Genomic DNA, 19611 nt, shown 5'->3' with positions numbered 1-19611 from the left:
GCGTAGGCAACGATGAGAGGACCCCATGACCGCAGCAGCCATCAGCAAGGTGCAGGCCGGGGAACTGGTGAACGACGCGCGAATCGCCGCTGGTCATACGTGGCGGGAGTTGGCCGAGAGCATCGACAAGCCGTTGGTGTGGACTGTGGCAGCCCTGCTGGGTAAGCATCCGGTGCCGCGCGATTGCGCGGAGATCATCGGCGAAACACTGGGTCTTGGGTCTGAGGTGATCGCGGCCCTCACGCGACAGCCGTATCGGATCGCCGACGATGGGCTGGCCACCGATCCCACCGTGTATCGCTTCCACGAGGCCATCGACGTCTACGGTCAGGCGCTCAAGGAATTGATTCACGAGGAGTTCGGCGACGGGATCATGAGCGCCATCAACTTCAACATCGACTTTGCGCGCGTGCCCGACCCGGCCGGCGATCGAGTGGTGGTCACCTTCAACGGCAAATTCCTGCCTTATCAATGGTGACGATCACACCAACGCCGACGCGCCGTCCGCGTGTGGCCGGGGCTACTGCGCTTGGCTCACCGAGGACATGTGGAAATCGGGGATGCGCAGCGGCGGCATGGCGGTCCGACTGAACCAGTCGCCCCATTCACGGGGCAGAGCCGGTTCGGTGCGTCCGGCCTCGGTGGCACGTCGCAGCAGATCCAATGGGCTCTCGTTGAATCGGAAGTTGTTGACCGCGGCCGTCACCGTGCCGTCCTCGACCAGATAGACGCCATCACGAGTGAGTCCGGTCAGCAGCAGCGTGGCCGGATCGACCTCGCGGATGTACCACAGCGTGGTCAGCAACAGCCCCCGCTCGGTGCGCGCGATCATGTCGTCGATGCCTACGTCGCTGCCGCCGGTCATCAGCAGGTTCTCTCCGAGCTGGGTGGGCTCGGTGCCGAATTCCTGTGCCGCAGCACGGGGATAGGCCAGCGAGGTGATCACCCCGTCGCGGATCCAGTCCACCCGGTCGCGGTGCAGGCCATTGTCGAACACCGATTGTCCGTCGCTGGATGCTGAAGCGACGACGAACGGCGCATACTGCAGACCGGCCGCGTTCGGATCGCTGAACAGGGTCACCGGCAGCGTCCCCAGCCGCTCGCCGACGCGGGTGCCGCCGGGGGCCGCCAGGGCCGTCCGACCCTCCTGCGCCCCCCGGCCCTGCATGCTCCACATCAGATAGATCATCATGTCGGCCACCGTCGACGGCGGCATCAGCGTCTCGTAACGCCCGGCGGGTAGATCTACTTTCGTTGTGGCCCAATCCAACCGCTGCGAGAGCTGGGCCAGCAGGCCGTCGACGGACACGTCGGTGAAGTCGCGGGTACCGGTGCCCGCCCACGCACTCGATCCGGTGAGGCCGCCACGCTTGCCGTTGATCTCCAGCGATCCCACCGGCTCGACGAACCGGCGTCGCACCCCGGTGCTGGTGCCCAACCAGGTGGTGCAGGTGGTGTGGGTGGCGAAACCGTAAAGGGCGTCGGCACCGTCGAAGCCACGGCCGAGGTCGGTGGTGATCGGCTCGAACACGCTCACCCCGGTGTGCTGCGCCGGCACCTCCCAGTCGTCGTCGGGGGTGTCGGCGCGCACCAGGTCGACGGTGTCGTCGGCGGGTTGCGATGCGCGAGCGGCAGTTTCGGCAGCACGCACCACCCCGGCCACACTGTCGGCGTCCACGCTGGTGGAGCTGACGGTGCCCACGCGAGCGTCGGAGCCGTCGCGGACGATCGCGATGACCACCCAGGTTCGGGTGATGGTGACCCCGTTGGTGGTCATCGAGTTGCCCGCCCACCGTAGGGAGGCATTCGACGAGTCGGAGACGATGACGATCGTCTCGGAGACGGTGGCCGCGGCCAACGCGAGCTCGACCAGCTGATGTCCGGGGATCATGCGCCGCCCTCCGATCGGGTGTTGAGGACGTTGACCCCACGGAACAGCGCCGACGGACAGCCGTGACTGACCGCAGCGACCTGCCCGGGTTGAGCTTTGCCGCAGTTGAACGCACCGCCCAACCGCCATGTGGACTCGCCGCCCACGGCTTCCATTGACCCCCAGAAGTCGGTGGTGGTGGCCTGGTAGGCCACGTCGCGTAGCTGTCCGGTCAACTGGCCGTTGGTGATCTGGAAGAACCGCTGTCCGGTGAACTGAAAGTTGTAGCGCTGCATGTCGATCGACCAGGACTTGTCGCCCACGATGTAGATCCCGTTCTCCACCTTCGAGATCAGCTCGGCTGTGCTGGTGTCGTCGGCCGGGTCGGGTTGCAGCGACACGTTGGCCATCCGTTGGATGGGGACGTGGTGGGCAGAGTCGGCATAGGAGCACCCGTTGGACCGCGTCAGACCCAGTCGGGGCGCGAACACCCGGTCGAGCTGATACCCCACCAGCGTGCCCTCGCGGATCAGATCCCACTGTTGTGCGGCCACACCGTCGTCGTCGTAGCCGATGCTCGACAGCCCGTGACGTTGGGTGCGATCGGCGGTCACGTGCATGATCGGGGTGCCGTAGCGCAGCGTGCCCAGCTGGTCGGGGGTGGCGAAAGATGTCCCGGCGTAGGCGGCTTCGTAACCGATGGCCCGGTCGTATTCGGTGGCGTGACCGATGGACTCGTGGATGGTGAGCCACAGGTTGGTCGGGTCGATGACCAGGTCGGTGGGTCCGGCGCTCACACTCGGCGCCTTCACCTTCTCGGCCAACCACTCGGGGATCTGAGCCAGTTCGTCCGCCCAGTCCCAGCCCGCCTCGGTGGTGGTCAGGTACTCCCACCCGCGACCGACCGGTGGGGCCACCGTGCGCATCGTCTCGAACGTGCCTGCGGCCGAGTCGACGGTGGTCGCCTCGAACTCCGGATGCACGCGTACCCGCTGCTGGGTGATACGTGACCCTGCGGTGTCGGCGTAGAAGGTCTGTTCCTTGACCAGCATCGCCGAGGCGGACACATGGTCCACCCCGTCGGCGGCTTGCAGGCGCTCGGAGTAGTCGGCCAGGACACCCACCTTGTCGGCAGTGGACACCGTGAACGGATCCACCTCGTAGTCCGATACCCAGGTGGCGTCGGTGTAGACGGGTTCGTCGGCCAAGACCACCGGATCGCGGTTGAGGGAGCGCAGCGCGCGCGCCACCTCGACCGCCCGATGCACGGTCTCGCGGACCACCGTGGTGTCCAGCGCCGCATGCGAGGCGAAACCCCAGGTGCCGTCGACGATCACCCGGACCGCCAGGCCCAGCTCGGTGGAGTCCACCGACGACTGGACCGAACCGTCGCGCAGTCGCAGTGTCTGCGTGCGGATCCGGTGCACCCGTAGATCGGCGTGGGCGGCGCCGGCGGCGGTGGCTGTGGTGAGTGCGGCATCAGCCAACTCATGCAGCGGCAACGCCACGAAGTCCGCATCGACCGTTCGGTCGTGAGAAGAGGTCACGACCCTGACCCTAACCAACCAACTGATGGAAGGGGCTGTGATCGGCGGGCCTAGTCGCGGTACCAGCGTGCAAACACGTCGGGGTGGGCGCGGGTCCGGCTCTTCCAGGTGTTGTCGCCGTAGGTGGCGAACAGCGGATTGTTCGGATCCTGGGTGATCCCGGGAGCCTGCGGATCGGCGATTCGCGGCATCACCGCATCCAGTGCGGGGGCGAAGAAGTATGGGATCGACAGGCGCTCCGGCGATCCCGGCGGGGTGATCACTCGGTGGCGGGTGGCCACCAGACGCCCGTCGGTGGCCACCTCCAACATCTCGCCGATGTTGACGATGAAGGCATCTGGTTGTGGTGGTGCATCGATCCAGCTGCCGTCACCGGCCTGCACCTGCAGTCCGCTCGACCCCTCCTGCACCAGCAGGATGGTCAGCACCCCGGAATCCTTGTGTGCGCCAACACCTTGGTCGCGCTCGCGTGCGGTGTCGTCGGCAGCTCGGGCCGGGTATCGGATCAGTTTGATCAAGGTGGCGGGCAACGCGAACGCGTCGTCGAAGAAGTCCGGTGCCGCGCCGAGGGCTTGGGCCCAGTGGGACAACAACTCCCGGGACACGCGGCTCAGCTCGGCGTCATATGCGGTGACCGCGGCCCGCAGTTCCGGTAGCGCCGCCGGCCACTGGTTGGGCCCCTGCAGCCGCAGTGGGCCCGTCGCGTCGGCGATCGCGTCCCGGTCGGGGCCGATGTCGATCTGTTCCCGCCAGTCGACCTGCCCGTTGGTCAGCTCGCCGCCGAGCTGGTTGTATCCCCGGAAGTGGGGACTGTTGATCATGGCGACTGCGTCCTTGTCGGCTTGAGGCAAGGCGAAGAAGGCGCGTGCGGCGTCGGTGATGCGGTCGCGCACCGCACCGGTGACGCCGTGGTCCACCAGATAGAAGAATCCGACGGTCGACGACACCTGCTCCAGGTGAGCCCGCGCGGCAGGGGTGTCCAGGTCGCGCAGCGAGATTACGGGCAGCATCGTTCCACCGTAGGTGGGTCACCGTCTGGTGCCCACCGTTGTCCTCATCGTGACCAGGAGTACACCTGTGCACCTCTACAGTGATGAGGGTGAATGTGACCCCCCAGTGATCGCGATCGACCCGGCCCAGGCCGACGAGGTCTACGACCACTACGCCACCCATCAACAGCCACGGCGCAAGGCGCGTTTCGCGCACTTCGCGCTCGGCCTCACCTACCGGCCGCGCGTAGAGTTCGTCGACGACGCCCGCCCGCACCTGCGTGCGGTGGCGCGTTCGGGCGTGCGACTGGTGTTGTGCGTCAACCACATCAACGACAAAGACCAGTTCGTCGTCGCCGGGGCGCTGTGGCGATCGCCGCTACGGCCGTTGATCGGACGCATTCGGGTGCTGGCCAAACACGGGCTGTACACCAACCCCAAGCAGCGCGCCAACATCGACATGATGGGCGGTATCCCGGTTTTTCGGGCCCGCGACACCGATCCCGAGACCGCGGCTGCCGCCAATCGCCGGATGCTCGCGGTGTGCATCGAGCGTGGGGCCGGCGGCGACGCGATCGCGATCTTCCCCGAGGGCACCCGCAACGACGGCGACCCGACCGTCTTGCAACCTCTGGCGTCGGGGGCCGGTCAGATAGCCGCCGGCATCGCGGCCCGGCGGCCGACCGCGCTGATACCGATCGCCGTTGCCTACCAGGGTGATTCGGCCAAGCGGGCGCGGGTGGTCTTCGGCGACCCGGTCACCGTGGCGGCAACCCTGTCGGTGCCGGAGATCACCGACATCATCCGGGAGCGACTACAGGCGACCGTCGACCGCGCCCACTCGCACTGACGGCAGGTCGGCTGCGGCCACCTGCCGCAGGTGCTCGGTCACTGTCTCGTCGATCGGATGGGTGACACCCACCGCAGCCAGGCTTACCCAGCCCGACCGCAGGGCGTGCAGATCACTGCCGTGCTGTGGTTCGGGGCGATCACCGAAGGTGAGCTCGAATACGCCACCGGCCTCGCGATAGGCGATCTCGCCCAACAGGTTTCGGTCGCCGTGGGTGGCGGCGAGCCGCAGTGGCTCGGGATGCTCGGGTGCAGGCACGTTGATGTTCAACAGGGTGCCTGCAGCCACCAACCGATGAGGTGCAGCCCAGTCGAGCAGCTCGTTGATCAGCCGGGTGGTGGTGTCGAAGTCGTCGACCGAGGGGGTGTGTTCCCACGGCAGGTCGGTCGACACCGCGATGCTGGGCACGCCGAACGTGGTGGCGCACAGGGCAGCTCCCACGGTGCCCGAGAAGTGCACGCCCTGCCCGGCGTTGGCACCGTTGTTGGCCCCCGAGATCACCACGTCGGGATGGCCGTCGGCGAAGACGTGGGACAGACCGAAGATCACCGAGTCGGCCGGCGACCCGTGGACCGCCCAGATCGACTTCTCGTCGGGGCGCTCGACCCGCAGTGCGCGTTGTGATGCCACCCGCGTGCCGGCACCGCTCTGGTTGTCGGCCGGCGCGACGGTGGTCACCTCGTGCCCGGCTGCCCGCAAACCCGCGCGCAGCGCGCTGATTCCCGGGGCATCCCAGCCGTCGTCGTTGGTCAACAGGATGCGCACGCTCATGGTCCCCGAGGATAGCGACGACCACCCGTGGCGCCGACGATGCCGCAGATACGGATAGCATCAACGTATGCAACCGCATACGCGTGACCGAGTTCAGAGATGACCGACATCCGGGTGCGTCGGGCCGCCGAGCTGCTCGGTGTTTCCGACGACACCGTGCGTCGTTGGATCGCCTCAGGTGAGGTGACCGCACGCACCGACGAGTCCGGTCGCACCGTGATCGACGGCGCCGACCTGGCTCGTCTTGCCACCACTCGGGCGCCCGAGCCCGCCCCCGACGGCATCGAGGTGGAGCGTTCGGCCCGTAACCGGTTCGTCGGGTTGGTGACCGCGGTGCGATCGGATCCGGTGATGTCGCAGGTCACCATGCAGTGCGGCCCGTTCGTGGTCACCTCCCTGATGAGCACCGACGCGGTGACCGAACTCGATCTCGCGGTGGGTGTGGTGGCCACGGCCGTGGTCAAGGCGACCACCGTCATCGTCGAACGCCCGATCCCTTGACCCTCAACGAAAGTGGCGCCATGACCCAGCATTCGATCACCCGTCGCACCGGATCGCTGGCGGTGGCCATCGCCTGCGCGGCCACCCTGGCGGCCGGGTGCTCCTCAGATGACACTCCGAAGTCGACCACTGTGACCGTATTCGCGGCCGCCTCGCTGAAAGCCGGGTTCACCACCATCGCCACCTCGTACGAGAAGTCGCATCCGGGGGTCACCGTGAAGCTCACCTTCGACGGCTCCTCGGCGCTGGTCACCCAGATCCAACAGGGCGCCACCGCCGACGTGATCGCGACCGCCGACGAGAAGACGATGACCAAGCTGGGGGCCACGGCCGTCAAGCCGAAGTTCTTCGCATCCAACGTGTTGACCATCATCACTGCGCCCGGCAACCCGAAGAAGATCACCTCGGTGGCCGACCTGGCCAGGCCGGGGGTGATCACCGTGCTGTGCGCGGTCGCGGTGCCGTGTGGCAGCGCAGCGGCGCAGGTGGAGAAGAACGCAGGCGTGGACATAAGGCCGGCCAGCGAGGAGACCTCGGTGACCGGGGTGGTGACGAAGGTGACCTCGGGTCAGGCCGATGCCGGTCTGGTCTATGTCTCCGACGCCAAGACCGCCGGGGCCACGATCGGCGTGGTGAACGACCCGGCGCTGGCGGCCGTGGTCAACCGCTACCCGATCGCGGTGCTCGCGAACTCGAAGAACACCGATCGGGCCAAGGAGTTCGTGGCCGCGGTCACCGGAACCTCTGGCCAGCAGACGCTGACAAGTCTCGGCTTCGGACCGAAGTAGAGCGTGACCCGTTCAGCCGGCACCAGGATTGGGTTGCAGCCGGTCCCGCGCTGGCTGTACCTGCCCGCGCTGCTCGGGTTACTGCTGATCGCCATCCCGCCCATCGCCCTGGCGCAACGGCTTCCGTGGCAGGACTTCTGGGGCCAGATCACCTCCGAGGCCTCGCTGCAAGCTCTGGGTTTGAGTGTGCGTACCGCCAGCGCCAGCACGGTGCTCTGTGTGCTCATCGGGGTGCCGATGGCGGCGGTGTTCGCGCGCACCGACTCGGCGGTGCTGCGGGTGGTGCGGGCAATCGTGTTGTTGCCGTTGGTGTTACCGCCGGTGGTTGGTGGTGTGGCGCTGCTGTACGCCTTCGGGCGGCGCGGGTTGATCGGCGAACACCTCACCGCGTGGGGTGTCGACATCGCGTTCTCCACCACCGCGGTGGTGTTGGCGCAGACGTTCGTGGCGTTGCCGTTCCTGGTGATCAGTGTCGAAGGGGCGCTGCGGGTCTCGGGTGCATCCTACGAACAGGTGGCGGCCACCCTGGGTGCCTCACCCACCCGCACCCTGTGGCGGGTCACGCTGCCGCTGGTGTTCCCGGCGATGCTCTCGGGGGTGGTGTTGGCGTTTGCTCGCGCACTCGGTGAGTTCGGTGCCACCATCACCTTCGCCGGCAACGCGCCGGGGATCACCCAGACCGCCCCGCTGAAGATCTACGTCGACGAGATCTCTGACCCGCAGCAGGCGCTGCCGTTGGCGTTCGTGTTGGTGGCCATCGCGCTGGTGGTGGTGATCGGCGTGCACCTGCGGCGTCCGGACCGATCGGCGGTGCTGTGAACGCGCTGCATGCGCGGGTGCACTCGCAGGTGCCGCCGCTGGATGTCGAGGTGACGGTGGGTGCCGGGCGCACCCTGGCGGTGCTGGGCCGCAACGGGGCGGGCAAATCGACGCTGCTGCACTTCATCGCCGGGCTGCTGAGGGTGGATGGAGCCCACCTCGCCGTCGGCGACCGGACATTGGTCGACGAATCGACGTTTGTTGCGCCGCATCGTCGATCCATCGCCCTGTTGTCCCAGCAGGCGCGGCTGTTCCCGCATCTGACGGTGGCGCAGAACATCGCGTTCGCACCGTCGGCGGCCAGGCGACCGCGCGCGCAGGTGCGCGAGACGGTGGCCCGGTGGCTGGCTGCGGTGGATGCCACCGAGCTCGCCGACCGTCGACCCGGGCAGCTCTCCGGTGGGCAGGCTCAGCGGGTGGCCATCGCCCGCGCGATGGCCGCAGATCCGAGTGTGTTGCTCCTCGACGAACCGTTCGCCGCCCTCGACGTGGACGTGGCCGCCCGGCTGCGCAGCCTGGTCGCTCGGGTGCTCGCCGACCGTCGACGCGTCACGGTGATCGTCACCCACGACATCGTCGACGCGCTGACCCTGGCCGATGAAGCCCTGGTCCTCGACGCGGGCCGGGTGGTCGATCACGGCCCGGTGCGTGATGTGGTGGTCAACCCGGTGACCGAGTTCGCCGCCTCGCTGGCCGGGGTGAACCTGATCGCGGGGCGGTGGGTGGCCGGTGCCGGCTCCGAATCGGGGTGGCTGCGCGGTGTCGACCTGAGCGTGGTGGGTATCGGTGCCGCATCGCTGCGCGACGGTGAATCGGCCGCTGCCACCTTCGCGCCACGATCGGTGGCCGTGTATCCGGTTGCCCCCCAGGGCAGTCCACGCAACGTGTTCACCGGCGAGGTGAGCGCGGTCGATCCCACCGGCGATCGGGGCACGGTGGTGGTGCAGTGCGGCCAGACCGCGATCTCGGCCGAGCTCACCTGGGATGCGTTGCGGGAGCTGCGCCTTGGTGTGGGCGACACCGTGCATCTGGCGATCAAGGCGACCGAGGTGTCGATCTACCCGTCGCGGTCGTCCTGCTGAAAACGGCCCGGACAGCGGTGCTCGAGGGGAATCTGCCCTCGGTGGCCGGTCAGGGGGCAGTTTCTGCGCAACGGGGACGGTTCACGTGTGCACCACGTCATAGATCTGTTTGCAGATCCCGTTGCCGTAGGTCTCGTATTCGACCAGGCGCAGATGCGTGGTGTCCTTGTCGGCGGTGCTGAACAGCCGCTTGCCTGCACCCAACAACACCGGGAACACCAGCAGGTGATAGCGGTCCACCAGGCCGGCGTCGGCCAGCGCGGCGCCGAGAGTGGCACTGCCTTGGACCAGGATCGGTCCATCACCGGTGTGCTTCAGATCAGCCACCTCGTCGATCGACCGCAGAATCGTGGCCGGCCACCGGTCGTCGTCGGTCTGCAGCGTCGTCGACACCACATACCGGGGGAGGGTGTTCATGTGCTCGAACTCGGCCATGGTGGGCCACACCGGCGCGAACGCCTCGTAGGAGTTGCGGCCGAACAGCAGCGCGCCCGCCTCCTGCTGTTCGCGCCCCTTGATCTCATAGGCGGCGGGATCGAACTCGATTCCCTCGAACGTCCAGCCGGAGTTGCGGTATCCGGGCTCGCCGCCGGGGGCCTCCATGACGCCGTCGAGTGAGACGAAGGCGGTGACGATCAGTTGACGCATGGAGAGTCCTCTCAGTCGGTCGGCTCGCTGACGCGGCCGCGGTTCGGTTCGATGACGCGGGCCTTGAGATGGCGGTAGCCGCGCACGTTCAGCGTGCCGATCGACTTGACGTAGAACCGGTCGTCGTCGATCGCATCGGCCAGGGCGGCATCGCACAGCGAGGTGCCCGGTCGAGCTGAACCCGTCAGGCGTGCCGCGATGTTCACCGGCTCACCGAACACGTCGCCGTAGCGGCTCAACACCTCGCCGTAGGCCAAACCCACGCGCAACGGAGGTATCGACGGCGCGGTCTCGCTGATCGCGTGCACCTCCAGTGCGATGGCCGCCGCGGAATTGGGTTGCGGCACGGTGAACATCACCGCGTCGCCGAGGGTTTTCACCACCACCCCACCGTGTTCGGTGATGATGGCGGTGGTCTTCGACTCGAAGGTGTCCAGCAACTCGGTCAGCTCCTGATTGCCGATCCGCCGCGACAGGCTGGTGTATCCGACGATGTCGCAGAAGCCGACAGTGGTTGTGGTGGTGTCGGATTCGGTCGACTTCTGCTGTCGGACGTTGCGCAGCGCTGCGACCAGGTGTCGACGCCACACCAGGGTGTGCACCCGCTCCATGGCCACCGCGAGCTCGGCGAGCCCGGCGGCGACCGCTGGATCGCCGTCGAGATCGGTGAGACGGTAAGCCTGCCATTCGGCCAGCCGAGCCATCGCCTGTCCCACGGTGCGCGCCGCACCGACCGCCGCGTCGGAGGAGCTGTCCTCGTAGGCGGCACGGATGAGGCCCATCGCGGCCAGGTCGTCCTCGGTGAAGATGGCGGTGTCACTGGGATCGTGGGCGAATCCGAAAGCGCGCCAGATCTCGTCGGCGTAGTCGGGGTCGATGTCGAGTTCGGAGATGGCTTGCTCGCGGGTGAACGCCGGTGGTCCGCCCAAGAAGATCTGTTCGAAACTCGTCAGATCGTCATCTCCCGCAGGCCCGTCATCTCCCACGGAATCGACATCACACACAGACCTGTCATCACCCACAGGCCCGTCATCACCCACCGAATCGCCATCAAACACAGACCCGTCATCACCCACAGGCCCGTCATCACTCACAACCCAGGACACCCTTCATCAGATACGCCAGCAACGCCGGCAGTTCGGGTCGCTCCCGCGCACCCCGCATCCGTACCGCGTCGTTGGCGATGGACAGTGCGGCGTGCACCGTCACCGCCGCCTCCGGTTGCGGCAGGGTCGGGTCGAGTTGCGAGACCAACGCCGACCAGCGTCCCACGTATTGGCGCTGCGCGGTGAGCAGATCACGTGCCTCGTCCTGTCGCATCGCGGTCGCACTGGCGCTGGTGAACGCCACCGACAGGTCCGGGGTGCTGGTCAACGCGCCCACATAGGAGTCGACCAGGTTGCTCAAGAGCTCACCGGCTGACCCCGACACCGCGTGCGCGGCCATCGCCCCGGCCTCCAGACGGGCTGCGCTGCGGGCGCCGATGCTGAGCAGGATGGCGGTCTTGCTGGAGAAGTGTCGATACAGGCTGGGTCCGCTGATGCCCACCGCTTCACCGATCTCGTCGACGCCGACGTCGGCGAAACCTTTGCGCTCGAACAGGATCGAGGCGGCGTCGAGTATCTCGTCGCGACGGGTCAGCGGTTCGGGCGAGGTGAGGACCGGTGCGGTCAGCGGCGGGGCGCACGCCGGGTCCAGCGCGATGAGCCGGTGCACCAGGTCGTTGAGACGGGTGAGGGCACGGGTGGTCGAGATGCGCGTCTTGTGCACGGTGAGGCTGCCGGTGATGCTCAGCATGGCCAGGGCCAGTCGTCGGGCGCTGCGATGGTCGAGCTGTGCCCGCCCATCTCGCAGCGCCTGCGCCCACCGATCGAGGATGGTCGTGGTGCGTCGGGCCACCTCGGCGTTCTGCTCGTCGGACAGAAACGCTCCGTTCCAGCGCCACAGGACCACTGCGTCGGGACGGCGGACCGCCATCGCGCACGCCGACTCGATGAGCGTCTCCCGGCGGGCGTCGGGCTCGGGCAGTTCGGCGGCCGCCGCGATCGCGCGGTCGGTGCACGACTCGAGGTCCTCCACCCCGGCGAGGACGGCGGCGGCCAACAGAGCTTGCTTGTCGGTGAAGTGGCGGTACACCGACGGCGCGGTGACGCCGGCGGCGCGGGCGATGTCAGCCACCGACACCGCCGTGTAGCCACGCTCCAGGAACAGGGCAGCAGCACCGTCGGTGAGCTGGCGCTTGCGGTCGGCGGGACGCCGGGCCGGGGTGTCTGGACCGGATGCGCGGGCGTCGTCGTGAGCGGACATGGTGAACCGACCCTAGCGCAGAGTGGTGAGCCTGGAGAAGGTCTTGATGAGGGGGTATGGCCAAACAAGTGACGCAGCGTTAGCCTATCCCCGATAGGAACACCGATGTTCATGTGAAAGGAACATTCACCATGAGTGACGCATTCATCTACGAGGCGATCCGTACGCCTCGTGGCAAGCAGCGCAACGGATCGCTGCACAGCATCAAGCCCGTGGACCTGGTCGCCGGCCTCATCAGCGAGCTGCGTGGCCGCTTCCCTGACATGGACCCCGCCGACATCGACGATGTGGTGCTCGGTGTCGTCTCCCCGGTCGGCGAGCAGGGCGCGGTCATCTCCCGCACCGCCGCGTTGGTCGCTGGGCTGCCCGAGTCGGTGCCCGGCACCCAGATCAACCGCTTCTGCGCCTCGGGCCTGGAGGCCTCCAACCTCGCGGCCCAGAAGGTCGCCTCAGGCTTCGACAACCTGGTGATCGCCGGTGGTGTGGAGTCGATGTCACGCGTACCCATGGGTTCCGACGGCGGCGCCCTGTTCCAGGACCCCACCACCGCCTACGACCTGCACATCGTGCCCCAGGGCATCGGCGCCGACCTGATCGCCACCCTGGAAGGCTTCAGCCGTGAGGACGTCGACGGCTACGCCGTGGAGTCGCAGAACCGCGCCGAGGCAGCGTGGTCGGCCGGCTACTTCGCCAAGTCCGTTGTCCCCGTTCGTGACTTCAACGGTGTCGTGGTGCTCGACCACGACGAGCACCGTCGCCCCGGCACCTCGGTGGAGTCGTTGGGCAAGCTCAAGCCCGCCTTCGAGGGCATGGCTGCGATGGCTGGTTTCGACGAGGTGGCCAAGCAGAAGTACCACGCCGTGGAGACCATCAACCACGTGCACACCGGTGGCAACAGCTCGGGCATCGTCGACGGCGCCGCGCTGGTGCTGGTCGGTAGTGCCGAGGCGGGTAAGCGTGCGGGCCTCACGCCGCGTGCGCGCGTCGTGGCCACCGCCCAGACCGGCAGCGAGCCCACCATCATGCTCACCGGCCCCACCCCGGCCACCGAGCTGGCGTTGAAGAAGGCCGGCCTGACCGTCGATGACATCGACGTCTTCGAGCTGAACGAGGCCTTCGCCTCGGTGGTGATGAAGTGGATGAAAGACCTGAAGATCCCGCACGAGAAGGTGAACGTCAACGGTGGCGCCATCGCGATGGGCCACCCGCTGGGTGCCACCGGCGCCATGATCCTGGGCACCTGCCTCGACGAGCTCGAGCGCACCGGCGGCCGCTACGGCCTGGTCACCCTGTGTATCGGCGGCGGCATGGGCGTCGCGACCATCATCGAACGCGTCTGAGCGCCAACCGAACTCGTAAAGGAATCTGCAAAAGCAATGAGTGACAACATGTTCGCCTGGGAGAAGGACGCCGACGGCGTCGTCGTGCTGACCATGGATGACCCCAACCAGGGCGCCAACACCATGAACGAGCTGTTCAACACCTCGCTGGTGGCCACCGTGGACCGGCTCGAGGCCGAGAAGGACGACATCACCGGTGTCATCCTCACCTCGGCGAAGAAGACCTTCTTCGCCGGTGGCGACCTCAAAGACATGACCAGCATGGGTGACGGCGGCAAGTCCAAGGCCGAGATCGCCACCGAGATCACGCACCGCACCAACGGTTTCAAGAAGCAGTTCCGCCGCCTGGAGACCCTGGGCAAGCCGGTGGTCGCGGCCATCAACGGTGCCGCCCTCGGTGGCGGCCTGGAGTTGGCGCTGGCCACCCACTACCGCATCGCCGCCGACGTGAAGGGCAACGTCATCGGTCTGCCCGAGGTGACGCTGGGTCTGCTGCCTGCCGGTGGCGGTGTCATCCGCACCGTACGCATGCTGGGCCTGCAGAACGCGTTGATGAACGTGCTGTTGCAGGGCCCACGTTTCCGGCCCGCACAGGCCAAGGACAACGGGCTGATCAACGAGGTCGTCGGCAGTGTGGAGGAACTGATCCCGGCTGCCAAGAAGTGGATCGCGGCCAACCCTGAGGCCGCACAGCCGTGGGATGTCAAGGGATTCAAGATCCCCGGCGGTTCACCGTCGAGTCCTGCACTGGCCCAAGTGCTCCCGGCCATGTCGGGCATCCTGCGTCGGCAACTCAAGGGTGCCCCGATGCCCGCCCCGCGTGCCATCATGGCGGCCGCGGTCGAGGGCGCCATCGTCGACATCGACACCGCCGCCGAGATCGAGACCCGTTACTTCGTGGGGCTGCTCACCGGTCAGGTGTCGCAGAACATGATCAAGGCGTTCTTCTTCGACCTGCAGCACATCAACGCCGGTGGCTCGCGGCCGGCGGGATACGACAAGTACACCGCCAAGAAGGTCGGCATCATCGGCGCGGGCATGATGGGCGCGGCCATCGCGTATGTCTCGGCCAAGGCCGGCATCGACGTGGTCATCAAGGACATCTCGCTGGAAGCCGCCGAAAAGGGCAAGGGCTACTCGGTTGCGCTGGAGGAGAAAGCACTCAAGCGCGGCAAGACCACCAAGGAGAAGTCTGAGGAGCTGCTCGCCCGCATCCACCCGACCGACAAGGCCGCCGACTTCGCCGGGGTCGACCTGGTGATCGAGGCCGCCTTCGAGTCGGTCGAGGTCAAGCACAAGGTGTTTCAGGAGATCGAGGACATCGTCGAACCCGACGCCATCCTGGGCTCCAACACCTCCACGCTGCCCATCACCATCCTCGCCGAGGGTGTGAAGCGGTCCGAGGACTTCATCGGCATCCACTTCTTCTCCCCGGTCGACAAGATGCCGCTGGTGGAGATCATCAAGGGTGCCAAGACCTCTGATGCGGTGCTGGCCAAGGTCATCGACTACACCCTGCAGATCAAGAAGACCCCGATCGTCGTCAACGACAGCCGTGGCTTCTTCACCTCGCGCGTCATCGGCACCTTCATCAACGAGGCCATCGCCGCCGTGGGTGAGGGTGTGGAGCCGCAGATCGTCGAGCAGGCAGGCCAGCAGGCCGGATACCCGGCGGCACCGCTGCAGCTCTCCGATGAGCTGAAGCTGGGCCTGATGCAGAAGATCCGTAAGGAGACCGAGGCAGGCATCATCGCCGAGGGTGGCACCCCGCCCAGCCACGGCTCGTATGCGGTGGTCGACTGGCTGCTGGAGCAGGGTCGCGACGGCAAGGCCGCAGGCAAGGGCTTCTACGAGTACGGCGAGGACGGCAAGCGCACCCACCTGTGGTCGGGTCTGCGCGAGCACTTCAAGTCCGGCAGCACCGAGGTGCCGTTCCAGGATCTGATCGACCGGATGCTGTTCGCCGAGTCGTTGGAGACGGTGAAGTGCTTCGACGAGGGTGTCATCACCTCGATCCCTGATGCCAACATCGGCTCCATCTTCGGTATCGGCTTCCCGGCCTGGACCGGTGGTGTGGTGCAGTACATCAACCAGTACCCCGGTGGTCTGCAGGGCTTCGTCGATCGCGCGCGCGATCTGGCTAGCAAGTACGGTTCGCACTTCGAGCCGCCGGCTTCGCTGGTCGACAAGGCCGCCAAGGGCGAGAAGTACTGAGCGGCCCTGAGTAGCTGAGACCGATCGGCCCGGTTCCTTCACAAGGAACCGGGCCGATCGCGTTGGTGGCAGTGGGTGAGGTGTCAGCCGCGTGCGAAGCGGGTCTTGGAGACGAACATGCTCGGCCCGTCGGACCGTTGGCAGCGCACCCCATCGATGCTCATCGAGCAGCGAACGGTGTTGTTGCCCAACGCGAATGACACGCGCTGGCCATACCCCAGCACGGGGGAATCGCGCCGGATGGAGCCCTGGATCATGGTGGCGCAGGCCGGCTTGGACGGCGACAGAAAGCCGAATCGGCTGGCGCCGCTTGCTTCTTCGGGATAGATCCCGCACAGCTGATCGGCCGGGATGTTCGGGATCCGGATCCCCGGTGTGCCGCAGACCATCACCTGGGGCGTGGAGGTGCAGAAGATCGCACCGCTCGGCGAGCGGAAGTCGAATGCACCCTCAGTGGATCCGGGTCGCGCGAAATCTGCGCTGGTGCGATCGACCTCACGCGATGTGGGCGCCGCTGACGGTGGTGGTTCGGTTGGGCTGGTCGTGGCCGGGGGCGCAGCCTGCGACGCGGTGACCGTCACGGTGGAGGTCGCGGTGCTCGGGGTGGTGGTGCGGCCGGAATCAGATGAGCAGGCCGCGGTGGTGAGACCGGCCGCGAGGAGGGTGGCCAGCAGGACGGTTCGCAGCGCGAGGGTGATCCGTGATCGCACGGGAGTCTCCTATCAGAGTAATTCGGAGCGTGGTACCTATCAGTTCCGCGTCGCTCTCGATGTCGCACCGGGCCAACGCTTTGTTACCAATACGAGCGAATTGGTCGACCATCGTTGCCGTACGCTGCGATTATGAGATCGCGCAGCTTCGCAGTGGCCGTGTTCGTCTGCGCGGGAATCGCCCTCACGTCGTCGGGATGCTCGGATTCGGGTGATTCCGGCGCGTCGGCCTCGTCATCGGTCGCACCGGCCACCGAGACCACGAGCGCAGCAACCGCGCAGGCACCCGCAGCCACGGCGACACAGGTCCTGCCGCCACCGTCGGCGCAGAACGTGGCCGCGTTTGTGACGGCGTTCAAGGCGCAGTTCCCCGACCTGGTGGGTGGTCGCAGCGATGCGGCGATCGCGACCGTCTTCGACCAGTCCTGCCTCGATGTTCGGTCGGGAAAAGATGCGCTGACCGTGTCGAATGCGCTCGGTGACCGGGTGAAGGTGGGGTCGCAGCAGGCCGAAGCGGTGTACGGCCTGCTGATCCAGTACTGCCGCTGAGACGGATCGGCGCAAACGCTGGACGGCGCAGTCGCGCTGAGCAATACTGACATCCATGGATGTAAAGGTTGAGGTTCCCGATCACGAGGTGGTCATCGTCGGCGGCGGATTCTCCGGGATCGGTGCGGCCATCATGCTCGACCGGGCCGGGTTCAGCGACTACCTGCTGGTCGAGGACGGGGCCGGGCTGGGCGGTGCCTGGCACTGGAACACTTATCCCGGTGTGGGCGTGGACATCCCGTCGTTCAGCTACCAGTTCTCGTTCGAGCAGCGCGGTGACTGGTCGCGGGTGTACGCGCCTGGTCGCGAGCTCAAGGCCTACGCCGAACACTGCGTGCGGCGCTACGGAGTGGATGCGCACACGCGGCTGAACACCCGGATCACCGATGCGGTGTTCGATGAGGGCACCGACATCTGGCACCTCACCACCTCGGCGGGTGATGCGATCACCGCCCGCCACGTCATCGGGGCGACGGGTGTGCTGACCCAGCCCAAACCCCCGGCCATCCCCGGCCTCGACGACTACGCAGGCACCGTGATGCACACCGCCCGCTGGGACCATTCGGTCGCCCTCACCGGTAAGCGGGTGGCCATCATCGGTACCGGTGCCTCAGCGGTGCAGGTCATCCCCGCCATCGCGCCGGATGTGTCGCATCTGACGGTCTTCCAACGCACGCCCATCTGGTGTCTACCCAAACCCGACGCGGCCATCCCCACCGCCGCTCGCCTGGTGCTCGAACGCATCCCCGGTCTCAAGCGGGCCGTGCGGACGGTCAGCCAGTCCTTCGTGGAGCTGCATTTCCCGCTGCCTGCGCACTACAACGGGGTGGTGCCGATCGCCGGGGTGGGAGCCAAGCTGGGGTTGCGCCATCTGGGCACCCAGGTGCGCGATCCGCAGGTCCGGGAGAAGTTGACGCCGCGATACGCGTTGGGCTGCAAGCGGCCGAGCTTCTCCAACACGTACCTGGCCACCTTCAACCGCGACAACGTCACCCTGGAGACCACCGCGATCGAGGCGATCACCCCGACGGGTGTGCGTACCGCCGACGGGACCGAACATGGCGCAGACGTGCTGATCCTGGCGACCGGCTTCAAGGTGTTCGAGCGTGGCAACATGCCGCCGTTCCCGGTTGCGGGTCGTGGCGGAGTGGAGCTGGAGGAGTTCTGGGAAGCCAACCGGTTCCAGGCTTTTCAGGGTGTCAGCGTGCCTGGATTCCCCAACTTCTTCACCATCCTGGGTCCCTACGGGTACAACGGCTCGTCGTATTTCAACCTCATCGAGACCCAGGTCAACCACATCCTGCGGGTGCTGCGACACGCCCGGTCCGCCAAGGCGACCCGTGCCGAGGTGACCGAGCGCGCCAATGCCGAGTATCTGGAGTCGATGCTGTCGCGGCGCAAGAACCAGGTGTTCTTCGCCGGTGGGTGCGGTGGGGCCAACAGCTACTACTTCGACGCCCACGGAGACGTCCCGTTCCGCGCGTCGTCCACGTTGGAGACGATGTGGACCAGCCGCCGGTTCCCGATCGAGAACTATCAGTTCAGCGGCTGAATGATGTGCGGGACAACAACATTCGGTCCCGATCGAGCCGCACGGGAAGGCCCTGCGCCCGGGTACTGCTATTCGCCGGGGCCGGCCTCCACCACCTGCAGGGCCACGTCGACCAACTTGGTGTTGGTGTCCTGGGAGAGCCGCGCCAACAGCCGGAACGCCTCGTCTGCGGACAGCGAATAGCGTTCCATCAGCATGCCTTTGGCCTGCCCGATGATGTCGCGGTTGGTCAGGGCGGCACGGATCTGCTCGGTCTCACGAACCGCCGAGAACGCGATGGCCGCGTGGGCGGCGAACAACGAGCCGATCGAGCGTGAGTCGTCGTCGAACGCGTCGGTCTTGGTGCTGATCAGGTTGAGCGCACCGAAGTTGTCGCCCTCCACCCACAGGCAGAAACACAGAATCGAGCCGATCCCCAGCTTGGTGGCCTCCGCCGAGTAACGGGGCCACCGCGGATCGGGAACCGAGACATCGTCGATGCAGATGGTGTCGGAGTCGATGGCGGCGCGAATGCAGGGTCCTTCGCGTAGCTCGGCCTGAAGTCGGTCGGACTCGCGCGCCAAGTCGCCGATGAGGATGGGGCTCTCCACCTGGGCCTGTTTGGTCACCAGCGTGATGCTTGCGAACTCGGCTCCCGGGATGGCGTCTACGGCCGCTCTGCTGATCGCTCGCAACACGGAGTCTGTGTCTTTGCTCTCCGACCGGAGCCGGCGGGCGATCTCCGCCATCTGGGTGGGCAGTCCTGCCATCGCCGTGACCTCCGCTCCACGCTCGGGCTGTGCGAGCAGGTCGGCACCGCATCGGTCGCTCGGCGTTCCGTGAGCAGCTGCGACGACGTCTCGCTCGGCGATCTTGTCCTCTACTTCTCTGCGTAACTGATCCATGTCTACGTCCACCTCTCCCGCGCGGTGCGCAGCCGCTGGACAGCGGGCGGCTGCGTCGCCGGTGCAGGCGATTTTAGCTCGCTGAGGGTGGGTGGCCGCCAGAGAGATTGGAGATTTGCGGCAATGGTCACGTAAATTGGGTGTGACTTTCGATGTGTGACCCCTACACACTGTGATCCACATCGGCTCG

Annotated in this window: 19 protein-coding genes; 10 read left to right on the top strand and 9 right to left on the bottom strand. The window is 66.8% G+C overall.

The window, feature by feature from the left end:
* Window positions 1–25 precede the first annotated feature (25 nt).
* Entirely contained in the window at window positions 26–478 is a 453-nt protein-coding gene (gene cynS, locus KIK15_RS12190; protein ID WP_214244835.1) for a cyanase, read from the top strand.
* A 42-nt stretch (window positions 479–520) separates the two neighbouring features.
* On the opposite strand, the gene KIK15_RS12185 is transcribed toward cynS, so the two are convergent.
* The 3 genes from KIK15_RS12185 to KIK15_RS12175 are packed head-to-tail and all read right to left on the bottom strand — an operon-like array spanning window position 521 to window position 4427.
* Window positions 521–1891 carry a metallopeptidase TldD-related protein gene (locus KIK15_RS12185; protein ID WP_214244833.1) on the bottom strand — a complete coding sequence of 457 codons (1371 nt, stop codon included), beginning with the start codon at window positions 1889–1891 and terminating at the stop codon, window positions 521–523.
* Window positions 1888–3417 carry a TldD/PmbA family protein gene (locus KIK15_RS12180; protein WP_214244831.1) on the bottom strand — a complete coding sequence of 510 codons (1530 nt, stop codon included), beginning with the start codon at window positions 3415–3417 and terminating at the stop codon, window positions 1888–1890. The genes KIK15_RS12185 and KIK15_RS12180 overlap by 4 nt, the downstream gene beginning before the upstream one ends.
* A gap of 50 nt (window positions 3418–3467) precedes the next feature.
* A complete protein-coding gene (locus KIK15_RS12175) occupies window positions 3468–4427 on the bottom strand; it encodes an isopenicillin N synthase family oxygenase (protein ID WP_214244829.1) in 960 nt (319 codons plus the stop codon).
* Between the two features lie 106 nt (window positions 4428–4533).
* Between KIK15_RS12175 and KIK15_RS12170 the strand changes: the two genes are divergently transcribed.
* A complete protein-coding gene (locus KIK15_RS12170) occupies window positions 4534–5256 on the top strand; it encodes a 1-acyl-sn-glycerol-3-phosphate acyltransferase (protein ID WP_214244827.1) in 723 nt (240 codons plus the stop codon).
* Here KIK15_RS12170 and surE read toward each other — a convergent pair.
* A complete protein-coding gene (surE, locus tag KIK15_RS12165) occupies window positions 5221–6027 on the bottom strand; it encodes a 5'/3'-nucleotidase SurE (protein ID WP_214244825.1) in 807 nt (268 codons plus the stop codon). The two genes, KIK15_RS12170 and surE, sit on opposite strands and share 36 nt — an antisense overlap.
* 99 nt (window positions 6028–6126) lie before the next feature.
* On the opposite strand from surE, the gene KIK15_RS12160 reads away from it, so the two are divergent.
* From KIK15_RS12160 to KIK15_RS12145, 4 genes are read left to right on the top strand one after another with little or no spacing between them, the layout of a single operon-like run.
* On the top strand, window positions 6127–6528 hold the full coding sequence (locus tag KIK15_RS12160; RefSeq protein WP_214244823.1) for a molybdopterin-binding protein: 402 nt from the start codon (window positions 6127–6129) through the stop codon (window positions 6526–6528).
* 20 nt (window positions 6529–6548) lie between these two features.
* Window positions 6549–7316: a molybdate ABC transporter substrate-binding protein gene (gene modA, locus KIK15_RS12155; protein WP_214244821.1), complete on the top strand. Its 768-nt coding sequence runs from the start codon at window positions 6549–6551 to the stop codon at window positions 7314–7316.
* A 3-nt stretch (window positions 7317–7319) separates the two neighbouring features.
* Window positions 7320–8135, top strand: a complete 816-nt coding sequence (locus tag KIK15_RS12150) for an ABC transporter permease (protein ID WP_307851867.1) — start codon at window positions 7320–7322, stop codon at window positions 8133–8135.
* Window positions 8132–9217 carry a sulfate/molybdate ABC transporter ATP-binding protein gene (locus tag KIK15_RS12145; RefSeq protein ID WP_214244820.1) on the top strand — a complete coding sequence of 362 codons (1086 nt, stop codon included), beginning with the start codon at window positions 8132–8134 and terminating at the stop codon, window positions 9215–9217. Before KIK15_RS12150 ends, KIK15_RS12145 begins: the two co-directional genes overlap by 4 nt.
* 81 nt (window positions 9218–9298) lie before the next feature.
* Here the strand turns inward: KIK15_RS12145 and KIK15_RS12140 are convergent, their stop codons facing one another.
* From KIK15_RS12140 to KIK15_RS12130, 3 genes are all read right to left on the bottom strand, one after another.
* Window positions 9299–9865, bottom strand: a complete 567-nt coding sequence (locus KIK15_RS12140) for a dihydrofolate reductase family protein (protein ID WP_214244818.1) — start codon at window positions 9863–9865, stop codon at window positions 9299–9301.
* A gap of 11 nt (window positions 9866–9876) precedes the next feature.
* On the bottom strand, window positions 9877–10851 hold the full coding sequence (locus tag KIK15_RS12135; RefSeq protein ID WP_307851866.1) for an adenylate/guanylate cyclase domain-containing protein: 975 nt from the start codon (window positions 10849–10851) through the stop codon (window positions 9877–9879).
* 100 nt (window positions 10852–10951) lie between these two features.
* The gene (locus KIK15_RS12130) at window positions 10952–12172 is read right to left on the bottom strand and encodes a TetR/AcrR family transcriptional regulator (RefSeq protein ID WP_214244816.1); all 1221 of its coding nucleotides are present in this window, start codon (window positions 12170–12172) and stop codon (window positions 10952–10954) included.
* 131 nt (window positions 12173–12303) lie between these two features.
* On the opposite strand from KIK15_RS12130, the gene KIK15_RS12125 reads away from it, so the two are divergent.
* Both KIK15_RS12125 and KIK15_RS12120 read left to right on the top strand, forming a co-directional pair.
* On the top strand, window positions 12304–13512 hold the full coding sequence (locus KIK15_RS12125) for an acetyl-CoA C-acetyltransferase (RefSeq protein ID WP_214244814.1): 1209 nt from the start codon (window positions 12304–12306) through the stop codon (window positions 13510–13512).
* Window positions 13513–13548: 36 nt separating this feature from the next.
* Window positions 13549–15726, top strand: a complete 2178-nt coding sequence (locus KIK15_RS12120; RefSeq protein ID WP_214244812.1) for a 3-hydroxyacyl-CoA dehydrogenase NAD-binding domain-containing protein — start codon at window positions 13549–13551, stop codon at window positions 15724–15726.
* Between the two features lie 83 nt (window positions 15727–15809).
* On the opposite strand, the gene KIK15_RS12115 is transcribed toward KIK15_RS12120, so the two are convergent.
* A complete protein-coding gene (locus KIK15_RS12115) occupies window positions 15810–16436 on the bottom strand; it encodes a hypothetical protein (protein WP_214244810.1) in 627 nt (208 codons plus the stop codon).
* A gap of 132 nt (window positions 16437–16568) precedes the next feature.
* Here KIK15_RS12115 and KIK15_RS12110 point away from each other — a divergent pair, with 132 nt between their 5' ends.
* Both KIK15_RS12110 and KIK15_RS12105 read left to right on the top strand, forming a co-directional pair.
* Complete coding sequence (locus tag KIK15_RS12110; protein WP_214244808.1) at window positions 16569–16985, top strand: hypothetical protein; 417 nt, start codon at window positions 16569–16571, stop codon at window positions 16983–16985.
* Between the two features lie 55 nt (window positions 16986–17040).
* Window positions 17041–18537 carry an NAD(P)/FAD-dependent oxidoreductase gene (locus KIK15_RS12105; protein ID WP_214244806.1) on the top strand — a complete coding sequence of 499 codons (1497 nt, stop codon included), beginning with the start codon at window positions 17041–17043 and terminating at the stop codon, window positions 18535–18537.
* Window positions 18538–18605: 68 nt separating this feature from the next.
* Here KIK15_RS12105 and KIK15_RS12100 read toward each other — a convergent pair whose 3' ends face one another.
* Window positions 18606–19265, bottom strand: coding sequence for a GAF and ANTAR domain-containing protein (locus KIK15_RS12100; protein WP_214245284.1), 660 nt, complete (start codon window positions 19263–19265; stop codon window positions 18606–18608).
* Window positions 19266–19611 lie beyond the last annotated feature (346 nt).

This window comes from Williamsia sp. CHRR-6 (genome assembly GCF_018474015.1).
Lineage (GTDB): Bacteria > Actinomycetota > Actinomycetes > Mycobacteriales > Mycobacteriaceae > Williamsia_A.
The sequence above is the reverse complement of the archived record's forward strand: the minus strand, read 5'-3'. Positions and strand labels throughout refer to the sequence as shown.

Coding starts and splice junctions, on each gene's coding strand:
- cynS (WP_214244835.1), top strand. CDS start 26: ATGACCGCAGCAGCCATCAGCAAGGTGCAGGCCGGGGAACTGGTGAAC.
- KIK15_RS12185 (WP_214244833.1), bottom strand. CDS start 1,891: ATGATCCCCGGACATCAGCTGGTCGAGCTCGCGTTGGCCGCGGCCACC.
- KIK15_RS12175 (WP_214244829.1), bottom strand. CDS start 4,427: ATGCTGCCCGTAATCTCGCTGCGCGACCTGGACACCCCTGCCGCGCGG.
- surE (WP_214244825.1), bottom strand. CDS start 6,027: ATGAGCGTGCGCATCCTGTTGACCAACGACGACGGCTGGGATGCCCCG.
- KIK15_RS12160 (WP_214244823.1), top strand. CDS start 6,127: ATGACCGACATCCGGGTGCGTCGGGCCGCCGAGCTGCTCGGTGTTTCC.
- modA (WP_214244821.1), top strand. CDS start 6,549: ATGACCCAGCATTCGATCACCCGTCGCACCGGATCGCTGGCGGTGGCC.
- KIK15_RS12140 (WP_214244818.1), bottom strand. CDS start 9,865: ATGCGTCAACTGATCGTCACCGCCTTCGTCTCACTCGACGGCGTCATG.
- KIK15_RS12130 (WP_214244816.1), bottom strand. CDS start 12,172: ATGTCCGCTCACGACGACGCCCGCGCATCCGGTCCAGACACCCCGGCC.
- KIK15_RS12125 (WP_214244814.1), top strand. CDS start 12,304: ATGAGTGACGCATTCATCTACGAGGCGATCCGTACGCCTCGTGGCAAG.
- KIK15_RS12120 (WP_214244812.1), top strand. CDS start 13,549: ATGAGTGACAACATGTTCGCCTGGGAGAAGGACGCCGACGGCGTCGTC.
- KIK15_RS12110 (WP_214244808.1), top strand. CDS start 16,569: ATGAGATCGCGCAGCTTCGCAGTGGCCGTGTTCGTCTGCGCGGGAATC.
- KIK15_RS12105 (WP_214244806.1), top strand. CDS start 17,041: ATGGATGTAAAGGTTGAGGTTCCCGATCACGAGGTGGTCATCGTCGGC.
- KIK15_RS12100 (WP_214245284.1), bottom strand. CDS start 19,265: ATGGCGGAGATCGCCCGCCGGCTCCGGTCGGAGAGCAAAGACACAGAC.